Source organism: Blastococcus brunescens (genome assembly GCF_035320885.1).
GTDB classification, from domain to species: domain Bacteria; phylum Actinomycetota; class Actinomycetes; order Mycobacteriales; family Geodermatophilaceae; genus Blastococcus_B; species Blastococcus_B brunescens.
This window is the reverse complement of the sequence record NZ_CP141261.1, coordinates 3,278,724-3,298,934: the sequence shown is the minus strand read 5'-3', so window position 1 is coordinate 3,298,934 and position 20,211 is coordinate 3,278,724. Positions and strand designations below refer to the sequence as shown.

Sequence of the window (20,211 nt, the reverse complement as noted above, 5' to 3'; positions counted from 1 at the left end):
GAGAAGCACTGCGAAGTGGAGTTCCACCCCAGCATGAGCACGCTCTCCCGGAAGGATGTCGCGCACCTCGCGCGTCTGGCCCGCCTGGCGGTGACCGACGAGGAGCTCGATCTCTACGCCGGCCAGCTGTCCGCCGTCCTGGACGCGGTCGCCCAGGTGCAGAAGGCCCCCGTCGAGGACGTGCCGCCCACCACGCACGCGGTGCCCATGACGAACGTCTTCCGCGAGGACGTCGCCCGGCCGAGCCTCCCGCCCGAGGTCGTGCTCGCCGGGGCGCCGGCCGCCGAGGACGGCCGTTTCCGCGTGCCGCGGATCCTGGGGAGGAGGCGTGATGACAGCCGAGCGAGCATCGCAGGGAGCGCCAGCGACCGAGGAGCGGAACGAGGCGCGGAATCGCGCGGGGGTATGGCGTGACCACCGACCTCACCACCCTGACCGTCCCCGAGCTCCAGGCTGCGCTGAAGGACGGTGCGACCGCGGAGGGCATCACCCGCGCCTTCCTGGACCGCATCGCGGCCGAGGACGAGGCGCTGGGCGCCTACCTGCACGTCGACCCGGCGGCCGCGATCGAGCGCGCGGCCGCGATCGACGGTGCCGGCACCGCGGGCACCGGCCTGGCCGGCATCCCGGTCGCCGTCAAGGACGTCGTCGTCACCGAGGGTGTGCCGACCACCAGCGGCTCGAAGATCCTCGAGGGCTGGAAGCCGCCGTACGACGGCACGGTGGCCGCGCGTCTCAAGTCCGCCGGCACGGTGCTCCTCGGCAAGACGAACATGGACGAGTTCGCGATGGGCTCCTCCACGGAGAACTCCGCCTACCGCGTCACCCGCAACCCTTGGGATCCCGAGCGCATCCCGGGCGGCTCGTCCGGTGGGTCGTCCGCGGCCGTCGCCGCCGGTCTGGCCCCGTGGGCCATCGGCACGGACACCGGTGGATCCATCCGTCAGCCCGCCGCGCTCACGGGGCTGGTCGGCCACAAGCCGACCTACGGGTCGGTGTCCCGCTACGGGCTCATCGCGTTCTCCTCCAGCCTGGACCAGGCCGGCCCGATGGCCCGCACGGTCCTGGACGCGGCGCTGCTGCACGAGGCGATCGGCGGTCACGACCCGCTGGACTCCACGAGCATCGACGCGCCGGTGCCGGTCCTCGCCGAATGCGCGCGCCGGGGTGCCGAGGGCGATCTGTCCGGCCTGACGGTCGGGATCGTCCGGGAGCTCGGCGGCGAGGGCCACACGGACGGCTACGAGCAGGGCGTGCTGGCCCGCGTCGCCGAGGCCGTCGCGCTCCTGGAGAGCATGGGCGCGGAGGTTCGCGAGGTCTCCTGCCCCGCCTTCGACCTGGCGTTGCCGGCCTACTACCTCATCGCCCCGAGCGAGGCGTCGTCCAACCTGTCCCGGTTCGACGGCGTCCGGTACGGCCTGCGGGTGGGGGACGACGGCAACCGCGACCTGGACGAGGTCATGGCGCTGACCCGAGAGCAGGGGTTCGGCGCCGAGGTGAAGCGCCGGATCATCCTCGGCACGTACGCGCTGTCCAGCGGGTACTACGAGGCCTACTACGGCCAGGCCCAGAAGGTCCGGACCCTGATCAGCCGCGACTTCTCCGCCGGGTTCGCCGACGTCGACGTCCTGGTCAGCCCCACGACGCCGACCGTCGCGTTCCCGCTCGGCTCCCGGGTCGACGACCCGGTCGCCATGTACGCCGCCGACCTCTGCACGCTGCCGGCCAGCCTGGCCGGGGTGCCGGCCATCTCGGTGCCGTGCGGGCTGTCCGACGATCTCCCCGTCGGCTTCCAGATCATGGCTCCGGCCCTCGCCGACGACCGCTGCTACCAGGTGGCCGCCGCGTTGGAGGCCGCTCAGGACGCCGCGCGCGGATCGCGCTTCCTCGACCAGTTGCCGCGGCGTGACGCCGCAGCCGTGGGCGGTGCCGCATGAACGGCGCCCTCAAGGCAGCCTGGGCGCTGACCGCCTTCGTCATCGTGGCCGGGATCGTCGGCTGGATCGTCACCGGCCGCCCCGTCTTCGCCGTCTTCATCGTCCTGGGTGCCGTCACGGCGGCGGGTGCGGCGTTCGCCCTGCGCACCCCACCGGACCGCCCCACCTCCAAGGAGGGCCCCACCCCGTGAGCGAGCTTGCGAGCGAACGCAGGAACACAGCAGCCGTGCGAACGTGGCCGACGAGCGCCAGCGAGGAGGACTCGTGAGCACCGACAAGCTGGTCGACTTCGACGAGGTCCTGACCCGCTACGAGCCGGTGATCGGCCTCGAGACCCACGTCGAGCTCGGCACCGCGTCCAAGATGTTCTGCGGCTGCTCGACGACGTTCGGCGCGGAGCCGAACACCCAGACGTGCCCGGTCTGCCTCGGCCTGCCCGGCTCCCTGCCGGTGGCCAACGCCATGGCGATCGAGTCGACGATCCGGATCGGCCTGGCGCTCGGCTGCCGGATCGCCACGTGGTGCCGCTTCGCCCGGAAGAACTACTTCTACCCGGACATCCCCAAGGGCTTCCAGACGACGCAGTACGACGAGCCGTTGTGCACCGCGGGGCACCTCGACGTCGAGGTGGACGGCGAGACGTACCGGGTGGAGATCGAGCGGGTGCACCTGGAGGAGGACACCGGCAAGAACCTGCACGTCGGTGGCTCGACCGGGCGCATCCACGGTGCCGACCACTCGCTCATCGACTACAACCGCGCGGGCATCCCGCTGGTGGAGATCGTCACCCGGCCGATCCCGGGTGCGGGGGCCAAGGCTCCCGAGGTGGCCAAGGCCTACGTGACCGAGCTGCGCGAGATCCTGCTCGCGCTCGGTGTGTCCGAGGTCCGCATGGAGCAGGGCAACCTGCGCTGCGACGTGAACACCTCCCTGGCGCCGATCGGCAGCCTGGAGTGGGGCACCCGCACGGAGACCAAGAACGTGAACTCGCTGCGCTCGGTGGAGCGCGCCGTCCGCTTCGAGATGCGCAGGCAGGCCGCCGTTCTGGACACCGACGGCCGGGTGTTCCAGGAGACGCGGCACTTCCACGAGGACACCGGGACGACCTCGCCGGGCCGGAGCAAGGAGGAGGCGACCGACTACCGGTACTTCCCCGAGCCCGACCTGGTGCCCGTCGCTCCCGACGAGGAGTGGGTCGGCAAGCTCGCGGCCGCGCTGCCCGAGCTGCCCGCCGCCCGTCGGGTGCGGCTCTCCGACGAGTGGGGGATCTCGCCGACCGAGATGGCCTGGCTGGTCAACGCCGGAGCCGTCGAACTGGTCAGCGACACCGTCGCCGCGGGGGCCTCGCCCGCCGATGCCCGGAAGTGGTGGCTGGGCGAGCTGGCCCGCCGGGCCAACGACGCCGGCACCGACCTCGCCGCGCTCGCCGTGACGCCGGCGCAGGTGGCCGAGCTGATCGGGCTCATCTCCGGTGGCACGATCAACGACCAGCTCGCCCGGCAGGCGCTCGACGGCGTGCTGGCCGGCGAGGGCGGCCCGGCACAGGTCGTGGAGGCTCGTGGGCTGGCCGTGATGGGGGAGTCCGACGAGCTCGTCGCTGCGGTGGACGCCGCCATCGAGGGCAACCCCGACGTGGCCGACAAGGTCCGTGGCGGCAAGGTGCAGGCCATCGGCGCGCTCGTGGGTGCGGTCATGAAGACCACCCGCGGCAAGGCCGACGCCGCCACGGTCAAGCGCATGCTCGAGGAACGCCTCACCGTCTCCTGAGGAGTCCGTCCCACGCCCGCCCTCGCTAGAAGGGGCCGGTTCCTCGTCCTGGCCGAGCAGGTCGTCGGGTTCGGCGAGGCCTGGTGGTCGGGTGCTGCGGGTGACGCCGCTGGGTGTGGTGACGGTGAGCGTGCCGTCGTCGCCCATGGTGAAGGACCAGCCGGTGGCGTGGGTCTTGAGCCGGTGGTGCCGGCGGCAGAGGCAGCAGAGGTTCTCGCAGGCGGTCTCACCGCCGTCGGCGTGGGCGAGGACGTGGTCGAGGTCGGCCCAGGCGGCGCGGTTGTGGCAGCCGGGGTGGCGGCAGGTGCGGTCGCGGGTGGTGACGAACCGGCGCTGGGTCTCGCTGGGGCGATAGCGGCCCACGGGTGGGGGCCGGTCCAGCAGCGGGCAAGCGCAGTCGCCGGCTGGGTGCCGGGGGCAGCCGCGGCGGGCGAGGCGCTCGAGTTCGGTGCGGGTGACGGTCGCGCGCAGGGCGCCGCTGACCGGGTCGTTGAGCGCGATGTGCAGCTCGCCGCCGGCGGGGCCTGCAGGCCGCCGGGGCAGAGGGAGTCGAGCTGTTCGAGCAGGTCGCGCAGGTGAGCGGCGGTGATGGGTTGACCGTCGACCTGCGCGGCTCGACCCGCCCGCAGCCGTCGACGACATCGGTGGCTGCCGGGACCGAGCTGCTGCCGAGGTCAGCGTCCTGGCCGGCGTGAGCTGACGGCGGGGCGGTGGACGCGTGGGCGACGGCGCACGCGTCATGCCCGGCGGCGCCCGACAGGAGGGTCCCCAGCGTGGCGTGCACGGTGAGGTGGGCGGTGACCGGTGGCCGGCTGGTGTCCCAGGGGCGGGTAACCAGGTCGTAGAGCACGCCGACCCGCAGCTGTCCGAGCGGGTTCTCGTCTCCCTCGGCCTTGGCCAGCCGGGCGTAGCCGTCGGTGGTGTCCCGGATGGCGGTGGCCATCTGGTACGGCAGGAACACCGACAGCTCGGCCATCCCGTCGGCGGCCGGCCGGACGGTGACGTCGGTGCAGCGGGCGGCCTGCTTCCGTCGCCGGTCGGCCGCGGCCGGGTCGTGACGCAGCAGCTCGGCGCGCACTGCGGCCTGCAGCCCGCGGATCGACAGCCGGTGTGCCCGGGGCAGCACCGCGGCCTCCACGGCGGCCAGCACTGTCGGCTCCACTTCCCGGGCCGGCACGGTCAGCTCCGCGGCCAGGGCGCGGGCCCGCGGCCAGTCCAGCCGCCCGTCGGCCAGCGCCGCCCACGTCGCGCACAGCAGCGTGGTGAGCAGGATGGCGGTGTCGGCGAGCTTCGTGGCCGCGGTGCGCGAGCAGTTGAGGGTCATCGCCAGCTCGTCGGCGAAGAACTCGCTCACCCCTCCACCGGCTCCCGGCCCGGCCCCGGCACCCAGCCCGGCGAGGCGGCACCGGGCTCACCGATCTGCCGGTCGAGGCTGTCGGGGCGACGGACGGCCAACCCGGTGACCAGCTCCGCCTTGTAGGCGGCCAGCCGGCTCTCCATCTGGTCCACGCGCTGCAGCTCAGCAGCGATCTCCGCGTCGGTGCGGGAGGCCACCGGCAGCAGCTCACCCAGCCGCGTCGGCCGGGAAACCACACCCTTCGGCAGCGGTGCCTCGTTCCAAGGCGCGACGTCGACCCGGGTGACCGTCACCCCGACTCCGAATCCACCACCCTCGAACACATGTGCGAACGTACGCGCGGCGTCTGACAGTTTTGGGATCGCGCGGCCACGATTCCCCGCTCTGACGTCTGCGGACGCTGCTGATCACGACGTGAGCCGATTCGACGAAATCGTGTGCGCCTTCCGGGCAGCGACAAAGGCCAACCCCGCTTGAACGGGGGCGGGTCGTCGTGCGCGAGGGGGCGTCGGGTGCGGCGAGGCTTGGTGGTCGGGTGGTGCGGGGCCAGGGAACTCGGACATCCGCTGGAGAAGTCCTGCGGCTCGTCGGTCGTGGGGACCGGGGGTGAGCGGCGGCCGGCGGGAGCGAACTGTCGCTCGGCGGTCAGAGCGGGAGGTGCCGGCCGCGGACGGCGGCAGGATCCGGAGGACCCGGTCGTCCGCCTCGACCGGCGTACCGATGCCGTCCCGGTTGGACGTGGTGATCCAGAGGGCACCCTCGGCATCGACGACGATGGTGCGCAGCCGGCCGTACTCGCCGGCCAGGAACTCCTCCGGGTCGCCGACCACGGCCCCGGCGCCGTCCAGGGCGAACGCGTGCACCCGCTGCCCGTCCAGCGTGGCCACGAAGACGGCTCCACCGCCGGCGGCGCAGCCCCGGGGGCACCCTCCTCGGCCGGGATCTCGATCAGTGGTGGGACGACGGAGTAGTCGGCGCCGGGGGTCACCCGGTCCACCGCGTCCGGGCCCTGCGCGGCGTCGTCGGTGGCGTAGAGGGTCGCCGTCGGGAGGCTCTCCTCGCCGGGCGCTCCCACCTCCCCGGCCTCCAGCGACTGGCACAGGCCGGTCACGTTGCGGTGCCCGGTGCTGTGCACGGGACCGGCGCCGAGAGCCCGCCCGAAGACGTCGATGTGCAGGACCTTTCCCGCCAGCGAGGCAGGGTCCCCGGCGAGCGCGGGATCGCCCACGTCACCGGTGCCGACGTACAGGGTGCCGTCGAGGCCGAACACCAGACCGCCGCCGTTGTGGGTCTCGCCGCGGGGGATCCCGGTGAACACCGGGTTGGGTGTGCCCCCGAGCGGGAAGCGCACCACCCGGTTGTCGGTCGCGGTCGACACGTAGGCGTAGAAGAGGCCGTCCTCGAGGAACGTCGGGGAGACCGCCAGGCCGAGCAGGCCGCCGTCGCCTGCGGTGTCGATGCCGGGCACCGTCATGAGCTCGCGCGCAGGGAGCGGTCGGCGAACACCTGCACCAGCCGGCCGGTGTCCCGCTCGCCGACGACCGCGCTCCCGTCGGGCAGCAGGACCAGCCCGGTCGGGACGGCCAACCCGGAGGCGACCACGTTCGGGTCGCCGCCCTCCTCGCCGGAGCCGGGCTGCGCGGGATCACCGGGGATCGGGGCGCTCGACGACGGCGGCCCCACCTCCGGCGGCGCGCCCTCGGGCAACGGGCGGAACGGGCCGGCCGGCTCGTAGCCGTCGTCCCCGCACGCGGTCAGCAGGGCGACGGTCATGGCCGTGGCGACCAGCCGCGCTGCCGTCCGTCGTCCCACACCGGAGACAGTACGTGCGCTCGAGGGGTGCCGCCCGTATGCCGCGACGTCAGCCGGCCGGCGACGTCGACGACCAGTCCGTGGACGACGTCGGGGCCGCCGCACCTAGAGTCCAGCCGTGCCGAAGCTGACCCTGGAGCCCGACGAGACCCTGCACGTGCTCGTTCCTTCCCGAGCCATCGGCGAGGCCGTCGAGTCCCTCTCGCCCCGTGTCCGCGCCCACCGCGTCGATCCCGACGCGGAAGCCCCTCGGGAGAGGCGACGCGCGCCCAGGTCTGGGTGCCGCGCTCGACCGGAGCCACCCTGCCCGGTCCGGACTTCTTCGCCGCGCTTCCGCACCTGCGCCTCGTCCAGCTGCTCACCGCCGGTGCGGAGAGGTTCGTCGGGCGGCTCCCCGACGAGGTGCTGCTCTGCAACGCCCGCGGAGCGCACACCCCGTCGACCGCGGAGTGGGCGGTCACCGCGATGCTGGCCGCCCAGCGCGGCATCCCCTTCTTCGTCCGCGAGCAGCACGCCGGGCGCTGGTCCTTCAGCACCCACCACTCCCTGGTCGGCGCCCGGGTGCTGGTGGTGGGCGCCGGTGACATCGGCCGGACGATCGGCCGGATGCTGGCCGGCTTCGACGTCGAGCTGACCTACGTCGCCCGGACCGCCCGCGACGGGGTCCGCGGTATGGACGAGCTGCCCGGGCTCCTGCCGCACGCCGACGTCGTGGTCGTCATCGTCCCCGTGACCCCCGAGACGCGAGGAATGGTCGACGCCGGCTTCCTCGCCGCGATGGCCGACGACGCGCTGCTGGTCAACGCCGCCCGGGGCGTGATCGTGGACACCGACGCCCTCCTGGCCGAGCTCTCCCGCGGACGGCTCCGCGCGGCGCTCGACGTGACCGAACCCGAACCGCTCCCGGCCGCACATCCGCTGTGGGCGGCGGCGGGGCTCCTGCTGACCCCGCACGTCGGAGGCGCGGTGCCGGAGACCGGTGCCCGCGCCGCCGCTGCGGTCACCGAGCAGATCGCCCGGATCCTCGCCGGGGAGGACCTCGCGAACGTCGTCGACAGCTACTGAGCCGGCGGCGCCGGGACCTGGATGCGGCCGCCCGAGAACGCGGCCAGGCGGGGAGGTCCTCGCCCGCATGACCGGCAGCCGGATCTCCGTCCCCGCCGTCGTCACCAGCCACAGGTCGCCGCGCGAGGCCACCCGGATACCCGCGACCTCGGCCCACGGGACGTGCCGCTGCCCGAACGTCGAGCGCGCGGTCAGCCCGCTGTCGGCGATGTCGACGCCGGCGCGCAGCACCCACAGCGTCGCGAGGAGGGGGATCAGCAGCAGGACCGGCGTCCAGGCCGCCGCGAAGGCCAGCGGGACGGTGCAGACGGCCAGGAGGCCGACCGGGAACAGCGCCGTCCGGTTCATCCGCAGGCGGGCTGGGGCATCCACGGGGATCGATCCTCCCAGACGGATCAGCCGCCCAGCTGTGACAACTTCCCGGCGCTCTCGCTGCCGGCGGCCGCGGTGTAGACCACCAGCTGCAGGGTGGGGGTGTCGGCCGGGGTCAGCTGGTGGTGCTCCAGCACGAGCGGGCCCACCACCGGGTGCTCGAAGCGCCGCTCCGTCGAGCTGAAGCGGTCGACGTCGTGGCTCGCCCATCCCTCGCGGAACGCGGGGCTGGCCGCCTGCAGCCGGGTGACCAGGTCCACGACGTCGGGATCGGCCAGGCGCGGGCCGACCTCGGCGCGGAACTGGGTGAGGAACCGCCGGCTGTCGCCGGCCCAGTCGCCGAGGAGCGTGCGGACGGCGGGATCGGTGAAGACCACCCACAGCAGGTTCCGGTCGGCGGCCGGCACCGTGGCCACCCCGGGATAGAGGCGTTCGTAGGCCGCGTTCCAGCCCACGATCGCCCAGCTCGAGGTGATCGCGTACGCGGGGAGGAGCCCAGGGCGTCGAGCAGCCGCTGCAGGTGGACGGGCATCGCGTCCACCCTCCCGGCCGGCGGCCCCCGCCGTGACCGGCCAGCCGCAGCAGGTACTCGTGCTCGGCCGCCGAGAGCCGCAGGGTCCGGGCCAGCGCATCCATGACCTGCCGGGAGGGCCGGATGTCGCGGCCCTGCTCCAGCCACGTGTACCAGGTGTGGCTGACCCCGGCGAGCATCGCCACCTCCTCCCGGCGCAGGCCCGGCGTCCGCCGGTTCCCGCCCACCGGGAGGCCGACCGTGCCCGGAGCCAGCTGACGACGACGGGAGCCGAGGAACTCGGCCAGCTCGCGGCGGGCGGTGGCGGTCACAGGCGCTCCCTCTCGGTGGTGGTACCGCTACCAGTATCAGCCCGCCCATGGTGGGTGCCGCGAACCGGCCTAGCATTCCCTCCCGTGACGATCGGCGAGGACCTCATCCCGGGCAACGACTCCTCCAGCGGGACGCGCAGCCCGCTCAAGCCGCGCAGCTTCGAGGTGACCGACGGGGACGCGAAGGCCCCGGCGCGCGCCATGCTGCGCGCGGTCGGCATGGGCGACGACGACTTCGCCAAGCCACAGATCGGCGTCGCGTCGTCCTGGAACGAGATCACCCCTGCAACCTCTCCCTGGACCGGCTGGCCAAGCGGGCGAAGGAAGGGGTGCACGCCGCCGGCGGGTTCCCGCTGGAGTTCGGCACGATCTCCGTCTCCGACGGCATCTCCATGGGGCACGAAGGCATGCGCGCCTCACTGGTCTCCCGCGAGGTCATCGCCGACTCGGTCGAGACGGTCATGTTCGCCGAGCGGCTGGACGGCTCGGTGCTGCTCGCCGGCTGCGACAAGTCGCTGCCCGGGATGCTGATGGCGGCCGCCCGGCTCGACCTGGCGAGCGTCTTCCTCTACTCCGGCTCCACGATGCCCGGCAAGCTCGGCGACCGGGACCTGACGATCATCGACGTCTTCGAGGCCGTCGGCGCGTGCGCGCGCGGTCTGATCAGCCGTGACGAGCTGACCGCGATCGAGAAGGCCGCCTGCCCCGGCATGGGTTCCTGCGGCGGCATGTACACCGCCAACACGATGGCCAGCGTCGCGGAGGCGCTGGGGATGGCGCTGCCGGGCAGCGCCGCCCCGCCGGCGGTCGACAACCGCCGGGACGCCTTCGCCGTCGCCTCCGGCGAGGCGGTGGTCAACCTGCTGCGCAAGGGCATCACGGCGCGCCAGATCATGACCCGCGAGGCGTTCGAGAACGCGATCACCGTCGTCATGGCCCTGGGCGGGTCGACCAACGCCGTGCTGCACCTCCTGGCGATCGCCCACGAGGCGAAGGTCGAGCTCACGCTCGAGGACTTCAACCGGATCGGGGACCGGACCCCGCACCTGGCCGACGTCAAGCCGTTCGGCCGCTACGTCATGACCGACGTGGACCGCATCGGCGGTGTCCCCGTGGTGCTGCGCGCGCTCCTGGACGCCGGGCTGCTGCACGGCGACGTGCTGACCGTGACCGGGAAGACGATGGCGGAGAACCTGGCCGAGATCGCCCCGCCGGACCCCGACGGCGCGATCATCCACGCGATGAGCGAGCCCATCCACCGGACCGGCGGGCTGACGATCCTGCGCGGCTCCCTCTCCCCGGACGGCGCGGTCGTGAAGTCGGCCGGCTTCGACACCGACGTCTTCGAGGGCACCGCCCGGGTGTTCGACGGCGAGCAGGGCGCGATGGACGCCGTCACCGAGGGCGTCCTCCAGCCCGGCGACGTCGTCGTCATCCGGTACGAGGGTCCGCGGGGAGGGCCGGGGATGCGCGAGATGCTGGCCGTCACCGGAGCGATCAAGGGGGCCGGCCTGGGCAAGGACGTCCTGCTGCTCACCGACGGCCGCTTCTCCGGTGGCACCACCGGTCTGTGCATCGGTCACGTCGCGCCGGAGGCGACCGACGGCGGACCGATCGCCTTCGTGCAGGACGGCGACCCGATCCGGCTGGACCTGGCCGCCCGCACCCTCGACCTGCTGGTCGGCGAGGACGAGCTGGCCCGGAGGCGGGAGGGTGGAGCCCGCCCCGCCGCGCTACACGACCGGGGTGCTGGGCAAGTACGCCAAGCTCGTCGGGTCCGCGGCCCAGGGCGCGATCTGCGACTGAGGGCCTCGGGCGCCGGGGCACCCGGCGTCACCGCTGCCAGCGCGGCCATCCTCCCAACGGGTGACGGCGTTCCTCCGCGGCTCGACCGTCCCCCGGGGATGCCGAGAGAGCGGTGTGGACTCTCGTCGATGGTGGCTGCTCGCTGCCGCGGTTCCGGTCGCGCTGGGATGCGTGCTGGCCGCGGTGGAGCCTGCCCTGCAGCCGGTCGGTGAGGTGGCCGTCGTCGCGGCCGGCTTCGTGGCGGCCGCCGTCCTGATGCTCGCCGCAGGGCGCACCGATCGGCCGCGTCCCTGGCGGCTCCTCGCCGCCGCACCGTTGTTCCCGGCCGTGGGCGCACTGGCGGCCGCGCTCGTGCAGCCGGCCGACGCCGTGGATCTCGCGGTGATCCGCTGGGTGCCGACGGTGCCGGGCTACCTGATCGCCATCGTCGCCATCCTCGGCCTCGTCGACCGCGGGCGGCTGCGCGCCCGGCCACGGCTCGTCGTCGAGGTCGCTCAGTTCCTCTTCGCGTGCCTGGTCGTCGTCAGCCTGCTCGTCGTGGGTCCCGACGGCGCGTGGTCGGCCCTCGCGCTGCAGGAGCGGGTGGTCCTCGGGGCCGCCGTGCTCACGACGTCGGCCACGATGGCCGCCGCCCTCACGATCCTCGGTGTCATCGAGGCCCGCCGACGCACCATGGCCGTGGTGCTGCTCGCGGGGCCGCGCTGCTCACCGTCGGGCGGGGACTCGGCACGTCGGCGATGCTCGCCGGCTCCGAGCTCCCGATCGCGGCCGCCCGGCTGCCCGTCGCCGCGGGCCTGCTGCTGCTGGCTGTCGCCGTCCTCTTCGACGGACGGACGGCGGCCGGGGACTCCGACGGCCAGGGACGGCGGTCCTTCGACGTCGGCCAGGTGCTGCCGCACATCGCCCTGCTCGCCGCCGCGAGCGCCACGGGCGCCGTCGCGCTGACGGGTTCCCGGCCCACTCCCGGCATGATCGGCGGCCTGGTGTTCTGCGTGGCGCTCGCCGTGGTCCACCGCGGCCTGACCGCCCGCGAGGAGCAGCGTCTCAGTGCGCGGCTGCGACGCAGCGAGGCCCACTTCCGGTCGATGGTCCAGTCCTCCGGCGACGCCGTCGTCATCCTGGACGACGCGCTGCGGATCAGCTGGGCCTCGCCGGCCCTGGACCGCGCCCTCGGGGACGCAGCGGCCGGCCTGGTCGGTCGTCCGCTGCTGGCCTCCGTGCACCCCGACGACGCCCCGGCACTGGCCGCGGCGCTGCCCGACGCCGTGCAGGGCCCCGCGCCGACCGCGAGCGGCCTGCTCACGGTGCGGCTCCAGGACGCGACGGGGAGTGGCGCTACCTGGAGGCCGGGGTCTGCGACCTGCGTACCGATCCGGACGTCGGGGCCGTGGTCCTGTACTGCCGCGACATGACCGAGCGGCACGCGCGCGAGCAGGCGCTGCAGGCCATCGCCTACGCCGACCCCATGACCGGCCTGCCGAACCGGGCGGCCGTCCTCCGCTCGCTGCAGGACGCGCTGACCGATCCCGCGGATGCGCCCGGGACGCTGCTGATGATCGAGCTGGACGGCCTGGCCGCGGTCCGCGCGAACGCCGGCCGCGAGGCCGTCACCGCCTCCGTGGCGGAGGTGGGTCGTCGCCTGCGTGCCACCGTGCGCGGCGAGGACGTCGTCGCGCGCATGGGCGGCGGCGCCTTCGCGATCCTCGCGTACGGGACCGACGCCGAGGCCGACCGGCTGGCCGACCGCTGCCTGGCAGTGGTCGAGCAGCCGATCGTGACCACCGCCGGCCTGGTCGAGCTCACCTCCTCGATCGGCATCGTGCCGATCGAGCAGGGCTGCGGCGTGGAGGCGGTCCTCGAGCGGTCCGACCTCGCCGTCCATGCCGCCCACGAGGCCGGGAAGGGGTACGCCCGGCGCTACGACGCCTCGCTGGGCGACGCCGCCGCTCGACGGGACCTGCTGCGCCACGACCTGCAGGGCGCTCGGGCCCGCGGTGAGCTGTACCTGCTCTTCCAGCCCATCGTCTCGCTGAGGGAGCGGCGGGTCACCGGTGTCGAGGCGGACCTGCGCTGGCGGCACGCGACCCTCGGCGAGATCCCGGCGGCCGAGTTCGTCCCGCTGGCCGAACGGGCCGGCCTCATCGGCGAGCTCGTGCGCTGGAGCCTGGAGGAGGCGGCCACGGTCGCCAGCCGCCTGCCCGCGGGGAGACCCCGCTGCGGATCGGCACGAAGGTGCCGACCCGCTACCTGACCGGCGGCACGCTGGTCTGCGACGTGGAGTCCGCGCTGCGCGTCTCGGGCCTGGCGCCGGAGCGACTCGTGCTGCAGATCAGCGCGGGGGCGGTGATGGCCGACGACGAGCGCCTGCGCCTCGACGTCGCCAGCCTCCGGCTCATGGGCGTGCACGTCGCCCTGCACGGCTTCGGCAGCGGCTCGTCCGCCCTGGCCAACCTGACCAGGCTGCCGATCGACGTCGTCAAGCTCGACCGGTCCCTCATCACCCGGATCGACCGCGATCCGCAGAGCCGGGCGTTGTGCGAGTCGGTCATCGGGATCGGCCGCGCGCTGGGTCTGGACGTGGTGGCGGAGGGTGTGGAGACGACGGCGCAGCTGGCCGCGCTGAGTGGCTTCGGCTGCGGGTTCGCGCAGGGCTTCGTGATCTCCCGCCCCATGCCGCTGTCCGGCATCACCGGCCTGCTGGCACAGGGTGACCAGGTGCTGCTGCCCGGTCTGGTCGGGGTCCCGTGACCGCACCGGTCCCGGGGGTCGCGGACCGCCTATCTCCTGCTCGCTGCGATCGCTCTCGTCATGGCCTTCCTGCGGCTGGCCGTGCCCTCCGTCTCGGAGGTCACGACCTCGCCGCTGCTCGGCCTGACGGCCGGTCTCGCCGCGGTGATCGTCTTCCGGCATGCCGCCCGGCTCCCGGCGCGGTCGGCCCGGCCCTGGCGGGCCCTCGGGCTGGCCGGGGTGCTCCTGGCCGTCGGACAGGCGATCGCGACGGTCACGTGGACCGGCCCGGAACGCGGCAACTGGGGGACATCCCGATGATGCTGGCCGTTCCGGTCGTCGTCGCGGCCGCACTCCTGCTCCTGCCGCGTACCGCCGGCCGCCGCATCGGCTCCCGCGTGCTGCTCGACGGCGCCGTGGTGCTGGTGGCCGTCGCGCTGCTCGCGGCGGTGCTCCTGCGCGACGTCATGGCCCGGACCGACGGCGCTGCGTCGGCACTGATCACGGTCGGCTACCCGGCTGTGGGCGCCGTGCTGTGCGGGGTCGGCCTGGTCGCGCTGGCCCGTGTTCGCGACGAACGCCGGCCGGCCGCCGCGTGGCTGCTCGCCGCACTCGTGTCCATGACCGTCGTGGCGGTGTCCGGTGCCCTGGGGCGGTTCCTGGGGGTGACGCGTCGGCCGTGCTCACCCAGACGGCCTGGATGGCGATGCTCGCATCGGGGATCCGTGCCGTCGACACCGACCCCGGGGACCTCAAGGAGGTCCTCGAGCCGGCTGCGGGGCTGCCCTTGCTCGGCTTCTTCGTGAGCGCGGTGTCGGCCTACGCCGTCGGCGGCCTGGTGGCGGTGCAGCTGGTCGGCGGACGGTCGGCGTCGACGGTCGAGGGCCTGGCGCTCGGCACGCTCCTCACGCTCTCCTTCGTCCGCCAGCTGCTGTGGGCGCGGGACGGGGCCCGCCTCACCGGACGGCTGCAACGCACCGAGGCGTACTTCCGCGCGCTCGTCAGCAGCGCCGAGGACGTGACCGCCGTCGTGGACGCGCAGGGGAGCGTCACCTGGCTGTCCGGTGCCGTCCGGACCCAGCTGGGCTGGACCGCCCAGGACCTGACCGGGCGCAACCTCCGCGAACTGCTGCATCCCGACGACCGGGGGATGGTGGACCGGGCTGCGGCGGTGCTCTCCGGCAGTCGCACGACCGGCCTACCGGCGACGGTTCGCCTGCGCACCCAGGACGGCGCATGGCGGGACGTGGAGATCACCGGTGCCGCGCGCGCCGGGGTGCCCGGTACGGCCCTGCGCGACAGCCTGGTGCTGCACCTGCGCGATGTCACCGAGCGCCGGTCCTCCCAGCGCGAGCTGGAGCGACTGGCCTACACCGACTTCCTGACCGGGCTGCCCAACCGGGCCCAGCTCATGGCGGCCCTGGCCTCCGCCCGGACGCGCGCAGCGAACGGGCCCGCGGCCTGCCTCCTGCTGCTGGACCTCGACGGCTTCAAGCCGGTGAACGACATCGCCGGACACGAGGCGGGGGACCACCTGCTGGTGCAGGTGGCCGATCGCCTGCGGGCCAACGTCCGCGAGGGTGACCTGATCAGCCGGCTGGGCGGCGACGAGTTCGCGATCCTCGTCGCCGACGGCATCGAGGAGGCGACCGCGCTCGCCGAACGGATCGTCACCGACCTGCGCACGGTGCGGCCGGCCGTCGGCAGCACGGGCTACACCGAGGGCCTCGTCCTCGACATCTCCGGGAGCATCGGCGTCACCGAGCTCGATCCCGCCGACGAGGTCTCCACGACGATCCGGCGGGCCGACCTCGCCCTGCGGGCGGCGAAGGCGGCGGGCAAGAGCTGCGTGCGCACGGCGGGCCACGCCATCGACAGCGCCATGGGGCGCCGTGCCCAGCTGGCCGGGGACCTGCCGACGGCGATCGAGCAGGAGCAGTTCCGCATCGTCTACCAGCCGGTGGCCGGTCTCGAGGACCGTCGGATCCTGGGCCTGGAGGCCCTCGTCCGGTGGGACCACCCGGTGCTCGGCACCGTGCCGCCGGACGAGTTCATCGAACTGGCGGAGGCCGACGGCCTCATCGTGCCGCTGCAGCAGTGGGTCCTGCGCAGGGCGACGACGGACTTCGCCGACCTGCTCGCCGAGGACCGGGACCTCAAGCTCGGCGTCAACGTCTCGGTCCGCCACCTCCAGGCCGGGTGCCTGGCGCCCGACGTCGCCCAGGCACTCGCGGACTCCGGCGTACCGCCGGACCGGCTGATGATCGAGGTCACCGAGTCGATCATGCTCGACGCGGAGGACCGGCTGCAGAGCGATCTGGCCACCCTCCGTGAGATGGGCTGCATCATCTCGCTCGACGACTTCGGCCGCGGCTACTCGTCGCTGGCCTACCTCGCCCGGCTGCCGGTCGACGTCCTCAAGATGGACCGGGAGTTCATCGGCGACATCGAGACCGACCCGCGGGGCGCCGCGTTGGTGGCGGCGGTCGTGGAGCTCGGGCGCACGCTGGGCATGGACGTCGTCGCGGAGGGGTCGAGACCACCGGCCAGCTGCGGGCCTTGCGCGCCATGCAGTGTCGTTTCGTCCAGGGCTGGCTGCTCGGCCGACCGATGCCCGTGGAGGACCTGTCGGCGTTCCTCGACTCCTTCGATCCGGCTGTGTTCGGGACGGGTCCCGATCTGGACGCCAGTGTCCACCTGGTGGGACAGGCTGGTTGACGACCGGCCTCGGTGAGGCGCACAGTGTGCAGGTGCCTCGCGCCCGCATGATTCTCGACGGCTGCCCGCTCAGCCTCGTAGTCGCCTAGCGCGTCGGTCCCCCGACCGACGCGCTGACCCTCCGTGCCTGTGGCACGAGGGGTTTTGTTGCCCGGAGCCGTTCCGCCCGCCCCACCCGCCTGCAAGCCAGGAGAACGCCGAGATGACCACCACCCCGAGCGAGCACGCCGCCCGCACCGGCGCCGGGGAGCACGCCTCCCGGGACACCGCAACCCGCGAGGCCGCCGCCTCCTGACCGGCGTCGAGACGACGGCCCGGTCCGTCGCCGAGGCCGCCGCCGAGCCGGCCTCCGGCATCACCGGTGCGCAGAGCCTCGTCCGCTCCCTCGAGGCCGTCGGCGTGGAGGTCATCTTCGGCATCCCGGGCGGCGCGATCCTGCCCGCCTACGACCCGCTGTTCGACAGCGCCGTCCGGCACGTCCTCGTCCGGCACGAGCAGGGCGCCGGGCACGCCGCGACCGGCTACGCCCAGGCCACCGGCAAGGTCGGGGTGTGCATGGCCACCTCCGGGCCCGGCGCGACCAACCTCGTGACGCCGCTGGCCGACGCGCACATGGACTCGGTGCCGATCGTCGCCATCACCGGCCAGGTGCCCAGCGCCGCCATCGGCACCGACGCCTTCCAGGAAGCCGACATCCGCGGCATCACGATGCCGGTGACCAAGCACAACTTCCTGGTCACCGACGCCGCCGAGATCCCGCAGCGGATCGCCGAGGCCTTCCACCTCGCCTCCACCGGCCGGCCTGGCCCCGTCCTGGTCGACATCCCCAAGGACGTCCTGCAGGCGCGCACCGACTTCTCCTGGCCGCCCCGCATGGACCTGCCCGGCTACAAGCCGACCACGCGACCGCACGGCAAGCAGGTGCGCGAGGCGGCGACGCTGATCGCCGGCGCCCGCCGGCCGGTCCTCTACGTGGGCGGCGGGGTGCTCAAGGCCGCGGCGAGCGAGGAGCTCGCCGAGCTCGCCGCCCTCACCGGGGCCCCGGTCGTCACCACGCTGATGGCCCGGGGCGCCTTTCCCGACAGCCACCCGCAGAACCTCGGCATGCCCGGCATGCACGGCAACGTCACCGCGGTCACCGCCCTGCAGAAGTCCGACGTCATCGTCGCCCTCGGCGCGCGGTTCGACGACCGGGTCACCGGCCACCTGCCGAGCTTCGCGCCGCACGCGCAGGTCGTGCACGCCGACATCGACCCCGCGGAGATCGGCAAGAACCGCAAGGCCGACGTCCCGATCGTGGGTGACGCCAGGGAGACCATCGCGCAGCTGACCGAGGCCCTCCGTGGGGAGCACGAGGCCGGCCGGACCCCCGACCTCGCCGCCTGGTGGACCCAGCTCGACGACTGGCGCGAGCGCTACCCGCTCGGCTACGACTGGCCCGAGGACGGCTCGCTGTCCCCGCAGTACGTCATCGAGCGGCTCGGGGCGATCGCCGGGCCGGGCGCGATCTACGCGGCCGGCGTGGGTCAGCACCAGATGTGGGCCGCCCAGTTCGTCAAGTACGAGAAGCCGGGTACCTGGCTCAACAGCGGTGGCCTGGGAACCATGGGCTACGCAGTCCCCGCGGCCATGGGCGCCAAGTACGGCCGCCCCGAGACCACCGTCTGGGCCATCGACGGCGACGGCTGCTTCCAGATGACCAACCAGGAGCTGGCCACCTGCGCCATGGAGGGCATCCCGGTCAAGGTCGCGGTGATCAACAACGGCAACCTCGGCATGGTCCGCCAGTGGCAGACCCTGTTCTACGAGGGCCGCTACTCCAACACGAGGCTGCACGCGCGCAACGACGACGGCACCCCCAAGGCCGTGCGGATCCCCGACTTCGTCCTTCTCGCCGAGGCGCTCGGCTGCGTGGGGCTGCGGTGCGAGTCCAGGGACGACGTGGACGCGGTGATCGAGAAGGCCATGTCGATCAACGACGCCCCGGTGGTCATCGACTTCGTCGTCGGCCACGACGCCCAGGTGTGGCCGATGGTCGCCGCGGGCGCGAGCAACGACGACATCCTGGCCGCGCGCGACGTGCGGCCCGTGTTCGGAGAGGGGCAGGTCTGATGTCACGGCACACGCTCTCGGTCCTCGTCGAGAACAAGTCCGGTGTCCTGGCCCGCGTGGCGGCGCTGTTCAGCCGCCGCGGGTTCAACATCGAGTCCCTCGCCGTCGGCCCGACGGAGAACCCCGATCTCTCCCGCATGACGATCGTGGTGGACGCCGACACCGCGCCGCTCGAGCAGATCACCAAGCAGCTGAACAAGCTGATCGAGGTCATCAAGATCGTCGAGCTGGACTCCACCGCGGCGGTGCAGCGCGAGCTGCTCCTGGTCAAGGTGCGCGCGCCGATGGCCGAACGCACCCAGGTCCTGCAGACCGCCGAGCTGTTCCGCGCCCGGGTCGTCGACGTCAACCCCGACACCGTCACCCTCGAGGCGACCGGGACCCCGGACAAGTTGCAGGCGCTGCTCGCCGTCCTCGCCCCCTGGGCATCAAGGAGATGGCGCAGTCGGGGACCGTGGCCCTGGGCCGGGGTCCGCGCTCGACGTCGGGCGCCGGTACCTTGCGCCCGGTCGAGCGCTCCGCCTAGTTCAGAGCCGGGCCAAAGTGGCCACTTTGGCCCTCCACCACCGAAGGGAACAACCACCAGCATGGCCGCCGAGATCTTCTACGACGACGACGCCGACCTCTCGATCATCCAGGGGCGCACCGTCGCCGTCCTGGGATACGGCAGCCAGGGCCACGCCCACGCGCTGTCGCTGCGCGACTCCGGCGTCGACGTCCGCGTCGGGCTCCCCGAGGGGAGCAAGAGCCGGCCCAAGGCCGAGGCCGAGGGCCTGCGCGTCGTCACGCCCGCCGAGGCGGCCGCGGAGGCCGACCTGATCATGATCCTGGCGCCGGACCACGTGCAGCGGACCCTCTACGCGGAGTCGGTCGAGCCGAACCTGCAGGACGGCGACGCGCTGTTCTTCGGCCACGGGTTCAACATCCGGTTCGGCTACATCAAGCCCCCGGCCGGCGTCGACGTCGCCATGGTCGCCCCGAAGGGCCCCGGCCACCTCGTCCGCCGCGAGTTCGAGAACGGCAAGGGCGTGCCGTGCCTCATCGCCGTGGAGCAGGACGCCAGCGGCCACGCCCAGGCCCTCGCCCTGTCCTACGCCAAGGCCATCGGCGGCAGCCGGGCCGGCGTCATCAAGACGACCTTCGCCGAGGAGACCGAGACCGACCTCTTCGGTGAGCAGGCCGTGCTCTGCGGCGGCGCCAGCGCGCTGATCACCGCCGGGTTCGAGACCCTCACCGAGGCGGGCTACCAGCCCGAGGTCGCCTACTTCGAGTGCCTGCACGAGCTGAAGCTCATCGTCGACCTCATGTACGAGGGCGGGATCGCCAAGCAGCGCTGGTCGGTGTCGGACACCGCCGAGTACGGCGACTACACCTCCGGCCCCAAGGTCATCGACGCCCGCGTCAAGGAGTCGATGAAGGAGGTGCTCGGCGCGATCAAGGACGGTTCCTGGGCCGCGGCGTTCATCGCCGACCAGGACGCCGGTGCGCCGGACTTCACGGCCAAGCGGGCCGCCGCGGAGGCCCACCCGATCGAGGAGACCGGCCGCAAGCTGCGCGGTCTCATGAGCTGGGTGTCCGCGTCGGACGACTACACCGGGACCGCTGCCCGCTGATCCAGCGGATCGACAGAGCCCCGCTACCGGATCCGGCAGCGGGGCTCTTCGCATGGCGCCCTGCAGGGGCCCGGTGGGGGCT

At 73.4% G+C, this 20,211-nt stretch carries 20 protein-coding genes and 2 pseudogenes; 15 read left to right on the top strand and 7 right to left on the bottom strand.

Going from position 1 to position 20,211, the window contains the following annotated elements; translation table 11 throughout:
• Nucleotides 1–33 precede the first annotated feature (33 nt).
• The 4 genes from gatC to gatB all read left to right on the top strand — a co-directional run bounded on the left by gatC (nt 34) and on the right by gatB (nt 3,704).
• Nucleotides 34–414, top strand: coding sequence for an Asp-tRNA(Asn)/Glu-tRNA(Gln) amidotransferase subunit GatC (gene gatC / locus U6N30_RS22195; RefSeq protein WP_479690529.1), 381 nt, complete (start codon nt 34–36; stop codon nt 412–414).
• The gene (gatA, locus tag U6N30_RS22190; RefSeq protein ID WP_324273990.1) at nt 411–1,937 is read left to right on the top strand and encodes an Asp-tRNA(Asn)/Glu-tRNA(Gln) amidotransferase subunit GatA; all 1,527 of its coding nucleotides are present in this window, start codon (nt 411–413) and stop codon (nt 1,935–1,937) included. The genes gatC and gatA overlap by 4 nt, the downstream gene beginning before the upstream one ends.
• A complete protein-coding gene (locus U6N30_RS22185; RefSeq protein WP_324273989.1) occupies nt 1,934–2,128 on the top strand; it encodes a hypothetical protein in 195 nt (64 codons plus the stop codon). The genes gatA and U6N30_RS22185 overlap by 4 nt, the downstream gene beginning before the upstream one ends.
• Nucleotides 2,129–2,201: 73 nt before the next feature.
• Nucleotides 2,202–3,704 (top strand): Asp-tRNA(Asn)/Glu-tRNA(Gln) amidotransferase subunit GatB, encoded by a 1,503-nt coding sequence (gene gatB, locus U6N30_RS22180; protein ID WP_324273988.1) that lies wholly within the window; start codon nt 2,202–2,204, stop codon nt 3,702–3,704.
• Between the two features lie 226 nt (nt 3,705–3,930).
• Here the strand turns inward: gatB and U6N30_RS22175 are convergent, their stop codons facing one another.
• The 4 genes from U6N30_RS22175 to U6N30_RS22160 are packed head-to-tail and all read right to left on the bottom strand — an operon-like array spanning nt 3,931 to nt 6,834.
• The gene (locus U6N30_RS22175) at nt 3,931–5,058 is read right to left on the bottom strand and encodes a DUF222 domain-containing protein (RefSeq protein ID WP_324273987.1); all 1,128 of its coding nucleotides are present in this window, start codon (nt 5,056–5,058) and stop codon (nt 3,931–3,933) included.
• Nucleotides 5,055–5,354, bottom strand: coding sequence for a hypothetical protein (locus U6N30_RS22170; protein ID WP_324273986.1), 300 nt, complete (start codon nt 5,352–5,354; stop codon nt 5,055–5,057). The genes U6N30_RS22175 and U6N30_RS22170 overlap by 4 nt, the downstream gene beginning before the upstream one ends.
• A complete protein-coding gene (locus U6N30_RS22165; protein ID WP_324273985.1) occupies nt 5,351–6,535 on the bottom strand; it encodes a PQQ-dependent sugar dehydrogenase in 1,185 nt (394 codons plus the stop codon). The genes U6N30_RS22170 and U6N30_RS22165 overlap by 4 nt, the downstream gene beginning before the upstream one ends.
• Nucleotides 6,532–6,834 carry a hypothetical protein gene (locus U6N30_RS22160; RefSeq protein WP_324273984.1) on the bottom strand — a complete coding sequence of 101 codons (303 nt, stop codon included), beginning with the start codon at nt 6,832–6,834 and terminating at the stop codon, nt 6,532–6,534. Before U6N30_RS22160 ends, U6N30_RS22165 begins: the two co-directional genes overlap by 4 nt.
• A 318-nt stretch (nt 6,835–7,152) precedes the next feature.
• On the opposite strand from U6N30_RS22160, the gene U6N30_RS22155 reads away from it, so the two are divergent.
• The gene (locus U6N30_RS22155) at nt 7,153–7,938 is read left to right on the top strand and encodes an NAD(P)-dependent oxidoreductase (RefSeq protein WP_324273983.1); all 786 of its coding nucleotides are present in this window, start codon (nt 7,153–7,155) and stop codon (nt 7,936–7,938) included.
• 108 nt (nt 7,939–8,046) lie between these two features.
• On the opposite strand, the pseudogene U6N30_RS22150 reads toward U6N30_RS22155, so the two are convergent.
• The 3 genes and pseudogenes from U6N30_RS22150 to U6N30_RS34420 all read right to left on the bottom strand — a co-directional run.
• Nucleotides 8,047–8,286 (bottom strand): annotated as a pseudogene (locus U6N30_RS22150) (PH domain-containing protein); the annotation flags it as partial.
• Between the two features lie 47 nt (nt 8,287–8,333).
• A complete protein-coding gene (locus U6N30_RS22145; protein WP_324273982.1) occupies nt 8,334–8,942 on the bottom strand; it encodes an MmyB family transcriptional regulator in 609 nt (202 codons plus the stop codon).
• 13 nt (nt 8,943–8,955) lie between these two features.
• A pseudogene (locus U6N30_RS34420) lies at nt 8,956–9,153 on the bottom strand (helix-turn-helix domain-containing protein); the annotation flags it as partial.
• Nucleotides 9,154–9,482: 329 nt separating this feature from the next.
• Here U6N30_RS34420 and ilvD point away from each other — a divergent pair.
• The 10 genes from ilvD (at nt 9,483) to ilvC (ending at nt 20,129) form a co-directional block, all read left to right on the top strand.
• Nucleotides 9,483–11,171, top strand: coding sequence for a dihydroxy-acid dehydratase (gene ilvD / locus U6N30_RS22140; RefSeq protein ID WP_324273981.1), 1,689 nt, complete (start codon nt 9,483–9,485; stop codon nt 11,169–11,171).
• Nucleotides 11,143–11,904 carry a hypothetical protein gene (locus tag U6N30_RS22135; protein ID WP_324273980.1) on the top strand — a complete coding sequence of 254 codons (762 nt, stop codon included), beginning with the start codon at nt 11,143–11,145 and terminating at the stop codon, nt 11,902–11,904. The genes ilvD and U6N30_RS22135 overlap by 29 nt, the downstream gene beginning before the upstream one ends.
• Nucleotides 11,847–12,371 (top strand): PAS domain-containing protein, encoded by a 525-nt coding sequence (locus U6N30_RS22130; RefSeq protein ID WP_324273979.1) that lies wholly within the window; start codon nt 11,847–11,849, stop codon nt 12,369–12,371. Before U6N30_RS22135 ends, U6N30_RS22130 begins: the two co-directional genes overlap by 58 nt.
• A complete protein-coding gene (locus tag U6N30_RS22125; RefSeq protein WP_324273978.1) occupies nt 12,347–13,210 on the top strand; it encodes a diguanylate cyclase domain-containing protein in 864 nt (287 codons plus the stop codon). Before U6N30_RS22130 ends, U6N30_RS22125 begins: the two co-directional genes overlap by 25 nt.
• Nucleotides 13,192–13,707 (top strand): EAL domain-containing protein, encoded by a 516-nt coding sequence (locus tag U6N30_RS22120; RefSeq protein WP_324273977.1) that lies wholly within the window; start codon nt 13,192–13,194, stop codon nt 13,705–13,707. The genes U6N30_RS22125 and U6N30_RS22120 overlap by 19 nt, the downstream gene beginning before the upstream one ends.
• Nucleotides 13,708–13,767: 60 nt before the next feature.
• Nucleotides 13,768–14,007: a hypothetical protein gene (locus U6N30_RS22115; RefSeq protein ID WP_324273976.1), complete on the top strand. Its 240-nt coding sequence runs from the start codon at nt 13,768–13,770 to the stop codon at nt 14,005–14,007.
• A complete protein-coding gene (locus U6N30_RS22110) occupies nt 14,004–14,492 on the top strand; it encodes a hypothetical protein (protein WP_324273975.1) in 489 nt (162 codons plus the stop codon). Before U6N30_RS22115 ends, U6N30_RS22110 begins: the two co-directional genes overlap by 4 nt.
• The gene (locus U6N30_RS22105) at nt 14,387–16,420 is read left to right on the top strand and encodes a putative bifunctional diguanylate cyclase/phosphodiesterase (RefSeq protein WP_324273974.1); all 2,034 of its coding nucleotides are present in this window, start codon (nt 14,387–14,389) and stop codon (nt 16,418–16,420) included. Before U6N30_RS22110 ends, U6N30_RS22105 begins: the two co-directional genes overlap by 106 nt.
• 275 nt (nt 16,421–16,695) lie before the next feature.
• A complete protein-coding gene (locus U6N30_RS22100; protein ID WP_324278413.1) occupies nt 16,696–18,516 on the top strand; it encodes an acetolactate synthase large subunit in 1,821 nt (606 codons plus the stop codon).
• A complete protein-coding gene (gene ilvC, locus U6N30_RS35660; RefSeq protein WP_479690528.1) occupies nt 18,516–20,129 on the top strand; it encodes a ketol-acid reductoisomerase in 1,614 nt (537 codons plus the stop codon). The genes U6N30_RS22100 and ilvC overlap by 1 nt, the downstream gene beginning before the upstream one ends.
• Nucleotides 20,130–20,211 lie beyond the last annotated feature (82 nt).